9 protein-coding genes are annotated in these 15,219 nt (G+C 36.9%); 8 read left to right on the forward strand and 1 reads right to left on the reverse strand.

The annotated features are described in order from the left end of the window. The first annotated feature begins 13 nt into the window (after positions 1 to 13). From DRF60_RS07390 to DRF60_RS07410, 5 genes are all read left to right on the forward strand, one after another. Positions 14 to 1,126 carry an HlyD family secretion protein gene (locus tag DRF60_RS07390; protein ID WP_116011459.1) on the forward strand — a complete coding sequence of 371 codons (1,113 nt, stop codon included), beginning with the start codon at positions 14 to 16 and terminating at the stop codon, positions 1,124 to 1,126. A gap of 240 nt (positions 1,127 to 1,366) precedes the next feature. After that, a complete protein-coding gene (locus DRF60_RS07395) occupies positions 1,367 to 2,959 on the forward strand; it encodes an efflux MFS transporter permease (protein ID WP_116011460.1) in 1,593 nt (530 codons plus the stop codon). 178 nt (positions 2,960 to 3,137) lie between these two features. Next, positions 3,138 to 5,348 carry a TonB-dependent receptor gene (locus tag DRF60_RS07400; RefSeq protein ID WP_116011461.1) on the forward strand — a complete coding sequence of 737 codons (2,211 nt, stop codon included), beginning with the start codon at positions 3,138 to 3,140 and terminating at the stop codon, positions 5,346 to 5,348. A gap of 105 nt (positions 5,349 to 5,453) precedes the next feature. Then, the gene (locus tag DRF60_RS07405; protein ID WP_116011462.1) at positions 5,454 to 6,266 is read left to right on the forward strand and encodes a siderophore-interacting protein; all 813 of its coding nucleotides are present in this window, start codon (positions 5,454 to 5,456) and stop codon (positions 6,264 to 6,266) included. Positions 6,267 to 6,462: 196 nt separating this feature from the next. Continuing rightward, a complete protein-coding gene (locus tag DRF60_RS07410) occupies positions 6,463 to 7,167 on the forward strand; it encodes a class I SAM-dependent methyltransferase (protein WP_116011463.1) in 705 nt (234 codons plus the stop codon). A gap of 190 nt (positions 7,168 to 7,357) precedes the next feature. Here the strand turns inward: DRF60_RS07410 and metG are convergent, their stop codons facing one another. Beyond that, positions 7,358 to 9,394 (reverse strand): methionine--tRNA ligase, encoded by a 2,037-nt coding sequence (metG, locus tag DRF60_RS07415; RefSeq protein ID WP_116011464.1) that lies wholly within the window; start codon positions 9,392 to 9,394, stop codon positions 7,358 to 7,360. 329 nt (positions 9,395 to 9,723) lie between these two features. On the opposite strand from metG, the gene DRF60_RS07420 reads away from it, so the two are divergent. The 3 genes from DRF60_RS07420 to DRF60_RS07430 are packed head-to-tail and all read left to right on the forward strand — an operon-like array spanning position 9,724 to position 15,181. After that, positions 9,724 to 12,450 carry a SusC/RagA family TonB-linked outer membrane protein gene (locus DRF60_RS07420; protein WP_116011465.1) on the forward strand — a complete coding sequence of 909 codons (2,727 nt, stop codon included), beginning with the start codon at positions 9,724 to 9,726 and terminating at the stop codon, positions 12,448 to 12,450. Positions 12,451 to 12,463: 13 nt separating this feature from the next. Next, positions 12,464 to 14,056, forward strand: a complete 1,593-nt coding sequence (locus DRF60_RS07425; RefSeq protein ID WP_116011466.1) for a RagB/SusD family nutrient uptake outer membrane protein — start codon at positions 12,464 to 12,466, stop codon at positions 14,054 to 14,056. An 18-nt stretch (positions 14,057 to 14,074) separates the two neighbouring features. Beyond that, the gene (locus DRF60_RS07430) at positions 14,075 to 15,181 is read left to right on the forward strand and encodes a SusE domain-containing protein (RefSeq protein ID WP_116011467.1); all 1,107 of its coding nucleotides are present in this window, start codon (positions 14,075 to 14,077) and stop codon (positions 15,179 to 15,181) included. Positions 15,182 to 15,219: the final 38 nt, after the last annotated feature.

Consider the following 15,219-nt stretch of genomic DNA (forward strand, 5'->3'; position numbering starts at 1 on the left):
GAAAATCAAGATAATGGAAAACAAGGAACAAACCACTCAAAATACTCAGGCCGCTCCGGCACAGTCAGGAGCAGCAGTTAAAAAGAAACAGAATAAAAAAAATAAAATCAGAGCCATCATTTCCAATACGGCTGTATTTCTGGTGATAGGATTCGGACTTTTCTGGCTGGTCCGTGAATATTTCCACATCGGAGACAAAACCTATACGGAAGCTGCTCAGGTGGAAGAATTCATTAACCCAATTAATACAAGGGTTTCGGCTTATATCAAAGATATAAAATTCATAGAGCATCAAAAGGTTAAAAAAGGGGATACCTTGGTTATTCTGGATAAAAATGAATTATTAACCCAGCTAGGACAGGCAGAAGCAGCGTATCAGAATGCACTTGCCCAGAGATCGGCAACCAGTTCATCTGTAAATACAGTTTCCAATAACGTAAGTGTCATGGAATCCAATATCGCCGGTGCCAAAGCAAGATTATGGAATGCCGAGCAGAATTTAAACCGGTATAAAAACCTTCTTGCAGCAGAAGCAGTGACCAGACAACAGTACGATCAGATCAAAACGGAATATGAGGCCCAGAAAGCAGCGTATGAAACCTTAGTGAACCAGAAACAGTCTGCCAATCTTTCCACAACTGAGGTTAAAAGCAAGTTGGGAATTAATGATGCAGAGATCAAAAGAACAAAATCAGCGCTGGAAATGGCAAAGATCAACCTTTCTTATACCGTGATAACAGCCCCATATGATGGAATCATGGGACGCAGAACAATATCTGAAGGACAACTGATACAACCAGGCCAACAGGTAGCGACCATCGTTCTGAATGGTCAGAAATGGGTAACAGCTAATTTCCTGGAAAGCCAGATGCCCAATATCAGAATCGGGGAGAAGATGACAATGACCGCTGATGCTTTGGGAGGAAAAAAATTTGAAGGAGTAGTCACTGCTATTTCAGCGGCAACAGGTTCAAGATATTCAAGCGTTCCTACAGACAATTCTACAGGTAATTTTATCAAGGTACAACAAAGAATTCCGGTAAGAATAGAATTCACTAATTCCAATAAAAAAGAAGATTTGGAAAAACTGAGTGCAGGAATGAACATGAATGTAAATATTAATTAGGATTGAAAGATTTAAGCATTTAATGATTGAAAGATTTTAGAAGGGAAGCCGGAAGTCAGAAGAGGGAAGTTGATGCAGACGAATCATAACTTCCGGTCCCTTTCTTATTTTTTAATTTTTTTTAAACAGAACTTATCTGGAAAGCAGAAGTATGATGACAAAAAAACTTCTATCTCCCATCTTCCCGCTTCCATCCTCTAACTTCTAACTTCTAACTTCTAACCTCTAATATCTAAATTCATGTACAACAAAGGATTATATAACGACTGGGTACCTAAACCAGTACAGCTGCTGCTCATTGTACTGCTATTGGCAGTGGTGATGCCGCTTGGCGGTGTGTATACCGGAAACATCAGTTATCTGGTGAGCGGTACCGGGGCAATGACGGAATACTTTATGTGGGCCAATTATGCCACCACAATAGGAATGGGCGCCTGTATGCCGATTGTTCTCAGACTAAAGATGCGATTCAAGGTGAGAGATAAAATGGCAGTGCTGCTCGTTCTTTTAGGATTGTTGAGCTACATCGACGGAACTACGACGCAACCAATGATCTTCGTATTTACGTCACTGTTTATCGGGTTTTTGAAGATGATGGTAACGATCGAGTTATTTCTTCCGTTAATGATGATGATCGGTAACAGGGGAATGTTCTATGGGCTATTTTACACTTTTGTTTTGGTGATGAACCAAGTAGCGGCTTATTATGCGGTGGTAGTTTCCATTCATTACAATTGGCAGCATTTCTACCTCATTGCAGCAGTATCGTGTTTTATCCTTGCTCTGATTCACTGGATATTTATGCATGATAAATACTTTGCATTAAAAGTTCCGTTGCACTATATCGACTGGATGAGTATCATGTTGTTTGTTTCAACATTTATGTTTTCTGCCTACGTTTTTTCTTTCGGAAAGCAGCAGGACTGGTGGAATTCAAAAAATATTATGAATGCAAGTATGGCTGCTTTTATAAGCTTTGCATTGTTGGTGATTCGTCAGTTTACTTTAAAAAGACCTTACTTGTCATTTAAGATATTCAAAAAAAATAATGTGCAGCATGGTTTATTTATGCTGTTGTTTCTTGGAATGTTCTTAGGAACGACCACATTGCAGAATACCTTTGCAGTAGGAGTTCTCGGCTATGATCAGCTTACGAATGCAGGGTTGAATATGCTGATGATTCCTGGAATTATCCTGGCAGGAATAATAGCTGTATTCTGGTTTAAAAAAGAAATACCACTGAAAATGTACATCTTCTCGGGATTTTCGGCGATGATGGGTTATGCATTGATTATGTACTTTTCGATGGTCTTAGAATTCAATTATGAGAACTGGTACTTACCGATGTTTTTAAAAGGATATGGAATGTGTTCACTGTTTATTTCAGTATGGTTCTATACCCTGGATAAGCTTGAAATGGAGGATATGCTGGCCGCAATCGGGTTGGTGCTGGTATGGAGAACTTTTCTGGCGGTAGGGGTCTTCTCAGCATTATATTCATGGTTTCAGTACCGCTTCCAGATAACAGCAGTAGGAGATCTTGCAGTGTATATTGATGGAATGACGGTTACGCCTCAGACTTTAGCAGCAAATATGAAGACGCTTCAGCTGAATGCCATTATCATAGCCAGTAAAAAGATTTTCGGGTATATTATTTTGGTGGGTTTTGGAGTACTATTGTATATCATAACGCATCATTTCGGAAGAGAAAGATTTCAGTATTTAAGATTCATGAGAGTTCTCGGCGGTAAATCTGTTATTGCGAGAAGAAGACTTAGGGAAAGAAAAAAATTATTAGAAGAAATAAAAGACGCAGCCGGGCCTGCAGTTTAAGATACCTTGTTTTTCACCAGTAAGATCCTTGGCTTTACGAAGTCCGGGATCTTACGTTTTTATGAGTGAAAATAAAACGCTTTTTTTTGTGAAAATATGAAAAATTTCATATTCTGTTGTTTTTATTTAGAAGCAATAAAAATTATATTTGACGGATTATAAAACTGAGTAGAAAAGAATGAAAAAGCAATATGCATTCATAGGTCTGTTGGCTTCAGGAATTGTATTTTCCCAGACAGCGAATGATTCTATAGCCTATAAAGGTATTGATGATGTGGTAATCGTGGCATCCAGAAAACCAACAAAGATCTCGGATATCCCGGGAACGGTTTGGGTGGTTCAGAAAGAAAAAATCCAGGAACAGGCAAAAAGCGGAGTTCCTATCAAAGAAATGCTCGCAATCCTGATCCCGAGCATGGATATCGGTCCGCAGGGAAGAACCAACTACGGACAAAATATGAGAGGCCGTTCGGCTTTGGTGATGATAGATGGTGTTTCGCTGAACAGTATCCGCGCCATCAGCCGTCAGCTGGACGCTATTGATCCTTTTAATATCGAAAGAATTGAAGTGCTTTCCGGAGCCAGTTCTATTTACGGAGGGAATGCAACCGGCGGTATCATTAATATCATCACAAAAACACCTCCTAAAAACGGAATTAGCGGAGAAACTGAGCTTGGAGTAAGAACAGGGTTCATGGGAAAAGATGACCACGATTTCCGGGCAGCTCAGGCAATTTCAGCAAAAGGGGCGAAATTTTTCGGAAGGTTGGGGGTTGCTTACCAGCAGAATGGGGGAGTTTATGGGGCCGATGAAAGTCAGGTATTAACAGATATTACGCAAACTGACCTTCAGTACAACCAGTCAATTGATATATTGGCAACAGGAGGTTATAAATTTAATAATAAACATAAAATCACGGCATCCCTCCAGTATTACAATTCTAAGTTTAATGGTGATAGAAGTCTTTATTTAGGCGAAAATTTAAGCGCTTTTACGACAAAAAATGCCAACCTTCTGGAGATGCGTGACGGCTTTTCATCTGATAAAAATATAGGAACAGAACGTTTCATGGGAACAGTTGCTTATAATGGGAATAATATTTTAGGAGGTCAGGATTTGTATGTACAGTTGGCTGCGAGAGGAGAGAAGTTAGGATTTTATCCTTTCCCCGGAAATGTTAACTTAAATAACGTAAACACGGCTTATATGTCTTCTTCGCAGCAGGATACCTATTATTCCGGTGTAAAAGCATTATTGTCGAAATCATGGAAAAGCCTGAATGTGACCTATGGAGTAGATGTTGATCTTGAAAAATTTGAAGGAAGCCAGTCGGTATATGATATTGCCAAAACAATGTCGAGCGGTGGCTTGGTAAACGAAACCAAATACAGCCTGGGAAGATATCCAACCAACCATTCTCAGAGTTACGCAGGATATGTTCAGGCTAAATATGACATCTTACCTAAACTCCAAGTGAACGGAGGAATCCGTTATCAGAATATCAATGTAAAAGTAGATGATTTTGTAGGTTCAGTGCAGCAGACTCAGGTGGCCATGGGATACGGAACTTCAGCTTCTGCTATTCCGGGAGGAGAAAGTTCATACAATGTGACATTGGCGAATGCCGGTTTACTGTATAAATTCAATGAGCAGCATCAGGTCTGGGGAACTTTTTCCCAGGGAGTGAGTTTGGCAGATCCATCGAAATATTATGGAATTGGAAACTATATATTAAAAGGAACCAACTGGGACATAACTTCAAGCATTAATGTTAAAGAACAACCATTACAGGCTATCAAAACCAACCAGTTTGAAATGGGGTACCGTATCAATAAAGGAGGATTAAGAGGTCAGATTGCTGGTTTTTTAAGCAATTCGGATAAAACAGTCACGGTTGACAAGAAGACTTTCCAGATCCTTGTCAATGATCTTAAGCTAAGAAATATGGGAATTGAGGCTGAGGTTTCCTATTTCATGAACAATGGGGTTTACTTCGGAGCCAGCGGACTTTTAATCAAATCTGAAGTTGAGAATAATAACGAATGGAAGAAGCAGGAAATTTACAATGCTTCCCCTTCAAAACTGGTCACTTACATTGGATATAATGTTAAAAGCTGGTCATTCAGATTCCAGTCTTTACAGAGTTTCAAGCTGACGGACGATCTTAAAAATCAAATCGATGGGTACAATACTTCGGATTTAATGGTAGGATACCGTTTCGATTGGGGTAAATTCAATCTTGGGATTCAGAATATTTTCAATACCGATTATCAGACTATATGGAGCAAGCGTTCACAGGTTCTATATTCTACCTACGGACTTCCTGAACTGTTCAACTACAAAGGAAGGGGAAGAACATTTAACCTTTCCTATACCTTTGATTTCTAAAAATTTAAATCGAGCTGTTTAGCCTTGATTTAAATTCATTATATAATAACAGATCCGGCTTCTCATCATCAACGGAAGCCGGATTTTAACTTTAAAAATTCAGTTATGGCTAAAATTCAAACAGGCCGCATTGTTGCGGAAATGACGAGAAAAGAGTATATCACAGATCATTATATCAGGGCCTATCTGTATTCTCCGGAGGCTCATTTGTTTAAAAATACCACCATTGGTGACAATAACAAGATCGCTGTGCCACCGGCAGGTCTGGATGAAATTTATTTTCCGACACTGGATGAAAACCGCCAATGGGTATATCCTCCAAAGGAAGTAGCGCCTGCCATAAGAACCTACACCCACAAAGGAATTGATCTTGAAAAAAACGAACTGGTTATCGATTTTGTAGACCATGGCGATGGCGGTCCTGCATCAAAGTGGGCTCGTGAATCTGAACCCGGCTCCAAATTAGGCATCATGATGAGAACTGAAGCTAAAGAAATGTATCCGGACGTTGAATGGTACCTGTTTGTTGGAGATGCTACTGCCATTCCTGTTTTGAGCGCGATGCTGGAAACCCTGCCTGAAACAGCGAAAGGAGTCTGCATCATTGAAGTTCACGGAAAAGGGGATGAACAGAGCCTTGAAACCAAAGCTGATATTGAATTTAAATGGCTTCATAACGCCAGTCCGCACATCAGCAGTGAAATGGCAGATACTGTAAAAAATATTGCTATTCCGGAAATGTCTAAATTCGGATATGTTGCGGCAGAATTTTCAAGTGTTAAAGAAATCCGCACTTATCTGAGAAAAGAAAAAAACTGGACATCACAGGAGCTTAATGCCTATTCTTATTGGAAAGCCGGTGTTGCAGAGAATGAATCAGAAAAGGACAGGCATAAGGAGAAGGATTCGATGGGGTAGGATTATTAGGTCAATGATGAGAATGATAGAGTCAAGAATAAAGAATAAAGAATAAAGAATAAAGAATAAAGAACCAAGAACCAAGACACCGGATACCAGACGATAGTTTATTTACTTTCAAATCCTTAACTCTCTCACCCCAGGCAAACTTGCAATCCGAACCCCAAACCCTTATCTTTGCACTTTAAAGACAGCAATGAAAGACTTAATGGGTAAGGCAGCCTGGGATTACTTTCACAATGAAAATCCTAAGGATCTGCAGACAGAAACATCAATATCAGAACTGGATGAGCTTCCGGTAGCATATCTTTTCAGAGACTTTGAGGAGATGAATGATATTGAGCAGAAAGCACTAGAGTTAGCTCAGGGAAAAGTACTGGATATTGGTTCCGGTGCCGGTTCTCATGCCTTATATCTCCAGAATGAAAAAAATCTTGATGTTTTGGCGTTGGATATTTCACCAAAATGTATTGAAGTCTGCCAATTGAGAGGAGTCAAAAAAGCAGTATGTGAAAATATGCTGGATTTCTCGGGAGAAACTTTTAATACGGTTCTGCTTCTGATGAACGGAACCGGAATTTTTGAAAGTTTGGAAAAAATTGATACCTATCTTCAGAAGCTGCATACTTTAATTAATGATAACGGACAGATCCTGATCGACAGTACAGATATTCTGTATATGTTCGACCGTGATGAAGATGGTGGCGTTTATATTCCGGCAGGCGGCTATTATGGTGAACTGGATTATGTGGTTCATTATAAAGGAGAATCGGAAGAGCCTATAAAATGGCTCTATCTTGATTTTGAAACTTTAAAAAATGCTGCTGAAAATAATGGTTTTACCATAGAAAAAGTAATGCGGGATGAAGATTCTTACCTGGCAAAATTGACTAAAAAATAAATATTGCCTTGTCATTGCGAGCGCAGCGAAGCAATCTCTTAATACTCTTAATAGCTAAACTCTTCTTAATGGTTTTAAGGTTAATATCAAGTTTTTAAGATCATTGAGTTTAAATTTTGTTTTAGGATGGAGTACAAAATAAAAAGACACATGAAAAGTCATGTGTCTTTTGCTTTATCTTAAATATTGATTATCCTATCTCAATACCATTTTCTACATTGCTGTCGTCCGGTGTTACGAAAGACAGTTTTCCGTCTGGCTTTGTCGTTAATAAGAACATACCCTGAGACTCTATTCCTCTGATCTTTCTTGGAGCAAGGTTCAATAAGATCATTACTTGCTTTCCGATAAGTTCTTCCGGCGTGAAACTTTCTGCAACACCAGAAACTACAATTCTTATATCAACCCCTGTATCTACTTTGAATTTTAATAATTTATCCGCTTTTTCCACTTTTTCAGCTTCTAAAATGGTAGCTGTTCTAAGGTCTATTTTAGCAAAATCATCAAAAGAAATCTCTTCTTTCATAGGGTTGGCGTTAGGGTTTGTTTTTTTATTGTTTTGTTTGGTCTGTTCCAGCTTTTCAATCTGAGCTTCAATTACACTGTCTTCAATTTTTGAGAAAAGAAGAGAAGCTTCATTGATCTTATGACCTGTTTCTACTAAAACAGATTTATCTTCAACATCACTCCAGTTTACCTGCTTGGCATTAAACATGGTTAACAATTTTTCAGAACTGAAAGGCATGAATGGTTCGCATAACTGAGCTAATGCAACAGCCAGCTGAGCTCCTACAAATAAGGATTGTGCTGCTTTTTCAGGGCTATCCTTAATGGTTTTCCAAGGTTCTTCAGTCTGAAGATACTGGTTTCCGAAACGGGCAAGATTCATTAATGCAGTTAATGCATTTCTGAATTCATAATTTTCTAAGAATCCTGAAATTTCTTTAGCTGCTTTGTTAATTTCTTTCAGTTCAGGGCTGTTGATACCTCCCTGAGGAATCACTCCATCATAATATTTATGGATAAGAACAGCAACTCTATTAATAAAGTTTCCAAAAATTCCTACCAGCTCAGAATTATTTTTAGTCTGGAAATCTTTCCATGTAAAATTATTATCCTTTGTTTCGGGAGCAGATGAAAGTAATGCATACCTTAAAACATCTTGTTGTCCAGGGAATTCCTCTACATATTCATGTGCCCATACCGCCCAGTTTCTAGACGTTGAGATCTTGTCGTTCTCAAGGTTTAAGAATTCAAAGGCAGGAACATTTTTCGGCATGATATAATCACCGTGAGCCTTCATCATGGCAGGGAAAATAATACAGTGGAATACAATATTATCCTTCCCGATGAAATGAACCAGATCACTGTTTTCATTCTGCCAGTAATCTTTCCAGTCTTTTCCGTTTCTCTCTGCCCATTCTTTAGTGAAGGAAATATACCCGATAGGAGCATCAAACCAAACATAAAGAACCTTCCCTTCTGCATTCGGAAGCGGTACCGGAACTCCCCAGTTCAGATCCCTGGTCATGGCACGTGGTTTTAAACCATCATTCAGCCATGATTTAACCTGTCCGTAAACATTTGGCTTCCAGTCGTCTTTATGACCTTCAATGATCCATTCGTTCAGGAAATCTTCATATTCATTTAAAGGAAGATACCAGTTTTTGGTGTCTTTAAGAATTGGAACATTTCCGCTCAACATTGATTTCGGATTGATCAGCTCTGAAGGGGATAAGGTAGAACCACATTTTTCGCACTGATCTCCGTAAGCATTTTCATTCCCGCAGTTCGGGCATGTTCCTACAATATATCGGTCTGCGAGAAACTCCCCGGCCAGTTCATCAAAATACTGTTCGGAAACCTCTTCTGTAAATTTCCCTTTTTCATAAAGAACTTTAAAAAAATCCTGGCTCGTTTCGTAATGTTTTTTTGAAGTCGTTCTGGAATACTCATCAAATGAAATTCCCAGATCTGAAAAAGATTTTTTGATGATCTCATGGTATTTATCCACGATATCCTGAGGCGTTACTCCTTCTTTTTTTGCTCTGATGGTGATAGGAATCCCATGCTCATCCGATCCGCAGATAAATGCTACATCTTTTCCTAATCTTCTCTGAAATCTTGCGTAGACATCCGCAGGAATATATACACCTGCCAAATGTCCTATATGAACCGGTCCGTTTGCATAAGGCAAAGCTGCCGTAATCATCTTTCTGTTTGACATTTATCGTAAAGTTTTAACTGCAAAGATAAGAATTATCTCATAGAACCGCCTAATATTCGGTTATAATAAGTTTTTTGCCCGGCTGCCCGACTGAAATATTACATTTAGTTAAACAAATGTTTAACTTTTTGTTAATTATACTAATATATTATGTATCGCATATGTTAACGTAATGTTATGGAAAACAGATATTTGGTTTTATAACAGACAAGCAATTTACATAAATTTATCTAAATTTTCAATAATATTATAATAATTCTAATTTTTTTATAAATTGCAAGGCTGGTTTGTACAGCCTTATTAAGAAACGAAACTAAAAAAACGATATTGTGAAAAATTTTACAACGGTATTAAAAATTGCGCCTGCCTTTTTATTGGCAAGCTCAATGATACATGCACAGACACAGGACACTATAACCAAGGAGAAAAAAATCGAGGAGGTTGTATTGATCGGATATGGAAAGCAAAAGAAATCTGACCTGACGGGGTCGATCACGGCAATTTCTGCCAAAGATTTTAATGAGGGAAGTATTAATTCTGCTGAACAACTGATACAAGGTAAAACTTCTGGAATTCAGATTACAAGTAATGGGGGAGCACCTGGTGCGGGTTCTACAATTAGAATTCGTGGAGGGTCTTCTTTAAATGCATTAAATGATCCTTTGATTGTTATTGATGGTGTTCCTGTTGATACTAACGGAATTAGCGGTGCAGCGAATCCTTTGGCATTAATTAACCCTAATGATATTGAAAGTTTCAGTATTCTAAAGGATGCATCAGCTGCTGCAATTTATGGTTCTAGAGCTTCTAATGGAGTAGTAATTATTACAACAAAAAGAGGCAGTTCAGGGAAATTGAAAGCAAATTATACTACCACGACATCTGTATATAACAAAATGGGGAATATAGATATGTTGTCTGCAGATGATTTCCGAAAAATAGTGAATGAAAAAGCTACTCCTGTTTATCAGGGTTATTTAGGAAAAGGAGATACAAATTGGCAAAATCAAATTTATCAAACTGCAGTAGGTGTTGACAATAACATTTCCTTATCAGGGGGGATTAAAGGTTTACCATACAGATTATCTTTAGGCTATCTTAATCAGGAGGGTATTATTAAAACGAATACGATTGAAAGAACAACAGCTTCGTTAAATTTGAATCCTAAATTTTTTGATAAACATTTAGATGTAAGCTTTAACTTAAAGGGGACGTATGTTGAGAATAGGTTCAAAGATGATGGTGCTATAGGTGCTGCTGTTGTGTTCGATCCAACTCAGACGGTTTATGATGCTAATCCTGCCTTTGGTAAATATGGCGGATATTTTGAATGGTTGCAGGCAAATGGAGAGCCTAATACAAATGGAACCAAAAATCCGGTTTCAATGCTTGATCAAAGAAAAGATTTATCTTATGTAAACAGATTGATAGGAAACATACAGTTTGATTATAAATTTCATTTCTTGCCGGAATTAAGAGCTAATTTAAATTTGGGCTACGATTATAGTAATGCGAATGGTAATACAACTGTTTTACCTACTGCAGCTATTGCTTATAATAATAAGGGGAGTTATAGAAAATATTCTCAGGAAAAGAAAAATAAATTATTAGATTTTTATTTAAATTATCTTAAAACTTTTGAATCTATAAAATCTACTGTAGATTTCACTGCTGGCTATTCTTACCAAGATTGGCAAAGATCAGAACCGTTCGCTCCTACAATATATGGAACAGGAATTCTAAATCCTGCAACTGGAAATGATTTCTTTACTCAAAATACAATTATTTCATATTTTGGTAGATTAAATTATACATTCAATAATAAATATCTTTTAACAGCTTCATTAAGAAGGGATGCTTCCTCAAGATTCAGTGAAGATAATAGAGTTGGATATTTTCCGTCTGTAGCTTTAGCCTGGAGAATTGACCAAGAAGACTTCGTTAAAAACTCTAAAACGATTTCTACTTTGAAATTAAGAGCAGGTTGGGGGCAGACAGGTCAACAAGAAATTGATAAGAATGACTATCCTTATTTAGCTAGATATGTTTTATCGGACAGCGGTGCTCAATATCAATTAGGGGATGATTTCTATAGTACTTATAGAGCTCAAGGCTATGATAAAAATATTAAATGGGAAACTACCACCACTAAAAACTTAGGTCTTGATTTTGGCTTTTTAAATGATAAAATAAGTGGAACAATTGATGTTTACGAAAAAGAGTCAAAAGATTTAATCAGTTTTATTCCTGTACCGGCGTTATCAAATCTTACGAATTATCTACTTACAAACGTAGGTAATATGCGTAATCGTGGGATTGAAGCAAATATTAATGTTAAAGCTGTTAAGACAGAAAATTTTTCTTGGGAGTTTAATGTAAATGCTACTCATTTTAAATCTGAGATTACTAACCTTAATTCATCTCAGGTTTTACTTAATTCAATTGGAGGAGCAACTGGGACAACTATTCAAGTTCACACAGAAGGCTATCAGCCAAATTCATTTTATGTATACCAACAGGTATATGATGGAAACGGGAAGCCAATTGAAGGTGTTTATGTAGATAGAAATGGAGACGGTATAGTAAATACAGATGACTTGTACAGATATAAATCTCCTGCTCCAGATGTATTACTAGGATTTTCATCAAAATTTAATTATAAAAATTGGGATTTAGGATTCACTATGAGAGCAAGTATTGGTAATTATGTTTATAATAATGTAGCGTCTCAATATGGTACAGAGCAAGGCATTACACTTAACGGGTATTTACAAAATATTCATACAAGTTATTTAGATACCGGATTCAAACGTACTCAGCTGTTGTCAGATTATTATGTTGAAAATGCATCATTTGTTAGAATGGATAATATCAACTTAGGTTATAATTTCCCAAGATTTATAAAAGATTCTAAGTTGAGGATTTTCGGTTCTGTTCAAAACGCATTTATTATCACTAAATACAGTGGTTTAGACCCTGAAGTTTTCAACGGTATCGATAATAATTTGTACCAAAGACCTAGAGTGTATTCAGTAGGATTTAATTTTCAATTTTAATTAGAGAGAAATCATGACATTTAAATATATTAATAAAACAATGTTTTCTGCTGGTCTTACAGCAGTATTATTTCTTACTTCATGTGAGAATGATTTGAATAGAATGCCTGAAACAGAGGTGACTTCAGCTTCTGTATATGCCGATTTTAACAATTATAAGAGTGTACTAGCAAAAATATATGCAGGCTTAGCAATGAGCGGTCAGAACGGAGGAGATGGTGATCCTGATATCAGTGGAATTGACGGAGGAACATCCAATTATATAAGACAATATTTTCAATTACAAGAACTGCCTACAGATGAGGCGGTTATTGCTTGGGGAGACGGTTCTCTTCCTGACCTTCATAGTATGACATGGTCTGCAAGTAATGAATTTATTGCAGCCTTGTATTACAGAATTTACTATCAGGTTGGGCTTTCCAATGAGTTTATCAGAGAAACGACAGATGAAAAACTAGCTTCAAGAAATATTACAGGAGCAAATGCTGAAGAGGCAAAAATGTTTAGAAATGAAGCGCGTTTCATGAGAGCATTAAGCTATACTCATGCTATAGATCTTTTTGGTAATGGCCCGTTTGCAACAGAAACTAGTGAGGTAGGAACAATACCTCCACAAAGAATTGAACGTAAAGAACTTTTCAACTATATAGAATCTGAATTAAAAGATTTGGAAAATCTTTTAAAAGATCCTAGAACAAATGAATATGGCCGTGCTGATAAAGCTGCAGTTTGGATGTTACTGTCAAGATTATATTTAAATGCTGAAGTATATACAGGTCAAGCCAGATATTCTGATGCAAGAGTATATGCTGAAAAGGTTATTAATGCTGGATATTCACTAAAAGCTAATTATGGCGAATTATTCTTAGCAGACAATAACTTAGATAATAATGAAACTATTTTCTCTGTAAACTATGATGGTACTCACACTAGAACATTTGGTGGTACTACTTACATCATACATGCAAGCACAGGGGGATCTATGAATCCTGCTAATTTTGGAATCAATAGTGGTTGGGGTGGTCTGAGAAGCACTAAGAATATTGCTGCATTATTTCCTGCTACAGATGGTTCAATTGATAAAAGAGGAACTTTCCATACTGATGGGCAAAATTTGGAAATTAACAATGTTGCTACCTTTACAGACGGGTACCCAATTACAAAATTTAAAAATATTAAAAGAAACGGTCAGGCTGGTTCAGATGTGGCGGGAGATTTTGTTGATACAGATTTTCCAATGTTCAGACTTGGGGAAGCATATTTAACATATGCAGAAGCGGTTCTGCGTGGGGGAGGCGGAAGTACGGCTACAGCAGTTCAGTATGTAAATTTACTGAGACAAAGAGCTTATGGAAACAATTCAGGAAATGTTTCATCAATTAATCTAGATTTTATTTTAGATGAAAGAGCTCGGGAGTTATCTTGGGAAGCAGTAAGAAGAACAGATTTGATTAGATTCGGAAAATTTACTTCAGGAAGTTATTTATGGCCTTTCAAAGGAGGTGTTAAAGATGGTAAAGCCGTAGAAGATTTTAGAAAGCTTTACCCTATTCCTGCAAGTGACTTAAATGCGAATCCTAATTTGATTCAGAATCCTGGTTATTAATATAAAATAGTATTAAAAATGAAACATTTATATAAAATATTCGCTATTGCATTCATAGGATTTTTATTAATGTCTTGTGAAAAAGATGAAGATCAGGCCACACTTGGGCAGGGATCAACTCCTGTATTATCTGCGGATGCTACAACTTTGGTGCTTATAAAAGATAATGAAGCAAACAAAGCTGTTAAATTTGATTGGGTTAATCCTGTATTTGATACAAAAGTAGCATTAACTAATTCACTAGAAGTTGCTGCTGCAGGCACAAACTTTGTTGGTGCTAAAAGCACTGTTATTTCTGCAAAAGATTTAACAGTAACTTATACAGTTGGTGTTTTTAATAAAATTTTACTTGATGCTGGTTTTGTACCTGGTGTACCTTCACAAATTCAGATTAGAATGAAGTCAACAGTTGGTAATGTGGCTTTATATTCTAATACAATTGCTATGACAGTAACACCTTACTTGACAGAGTTTCCTTCTTTTTATATTGTAGGGGAAGCATCAGCAGTAGGATGGAACGCAGGTTCATCACAAATGTTGTATAAAAAAGAAAATTTTTCAACAATTTATACTTATTTGGAGAATGGAAAAGCTTTCAGATTTTTAGGACAACAAGATTGGAATCCTATTAATTATAGTTTAGATACTCCTGGAATGAATGATAGTTATAAGTATTTTAAAACTTGGTCTACCAATTTAGTGGCAGCACCTTCTGAAAACATTCAATTTAATGGAGCGACGGGAATGTATAAAATACTTATTGATGCAGAGGCGACTCAAAAAACAATTACTGTTTCTGCTTCACCAATTGCTGTCTGGAATCCTACTAATTTATATTTAGTAGGCACAGTAAATAGCTGGGATGCTGGCACTGCAATTCCAATGACAAATTTAGGAAATGGCAAATTTGAACATACTATTTCTCTTTCTGCTGGTACACAGATAAAATTCTTAGGACAACAGTCTTGGGGAGATTTGGATTGGGGAAATATTGATGGTGATGGTAACACAGGATATCTTGCTCCAAAAGGAAGCAACGGCAATATTTTATTTGATGGTACTGGTGGAAGCTATAAAATTTCTGTAGATCTGAAATTAGGTACTTATAAAATAGAGCCATTATAATAATTTCAATGAATAATTAGATAAAGTGTTGCTTTACC

Origin of the sequence: Chryseobacterium elymi, from assembly GCF_003385495.1 — a bacterium.
GTDB classification, from domain to species: domain Bacteria; phylum Bacteroidota; class Bacteroidia; order Flavobacteriales; family Weeksellaceae; genus Chryseobacterium; species Chryseobacterium elymi.

Coding starts and splice junctions, on each gene's coding strand:
- DRF60_RS07390 (WP_116011459.1), top strand. CDS start 14: ATGGAAAACAAGGAACAAACCACTCAAAATACTCAGGCCGCTCCGGCA.
- DRF60_RS07395 (WP_116011460.1), top strand. CDS start 1,367: ATGTACAACAAAGGATTATATAACGACTGGGTACCTAAACCAGTACAG.
- DRF60_RS07400 (WP_116011461.1), top strand. CDS start 3,138: ATGAAAAAGCAATATGCATTCATAGGTCTGTTGGCTTCAGGAATTGTA.
- DRF60_RS07405 (WP_116011462.1), top strand. CDS start 5,454: ATGGCTAAAATTCAAACAGGCCGCATTGTTGCGGAAATGACGAGAAAA.
- DRF60_RS07410 (WP_116011463.1), top strand. CDS start 6,463: ATGAAAGACTTAATGGGTAAGGCAGCCTGGGATTACTTTCACAATGAA.
- metG (WP_116011464.1), bottom strand. CDS start 9,394: ATGTCAAACAGAAAGATGATTACGGCAGCTTTGCCTTATGCAAACGGA.
- DRF60_RS07425 (WP_116011466.1), top strand. CDS start 12,464: ATGACATTTAAATATATTAATAAAACAATGTTTTCTGCTGGTCTTACA.
- DRF60_RS07430 (WP_116011467.1), top strand. CDS start 14,075: ATGAAACATTTATATAAAATATTCGCTATTGCATTCATAGGATTTTTA.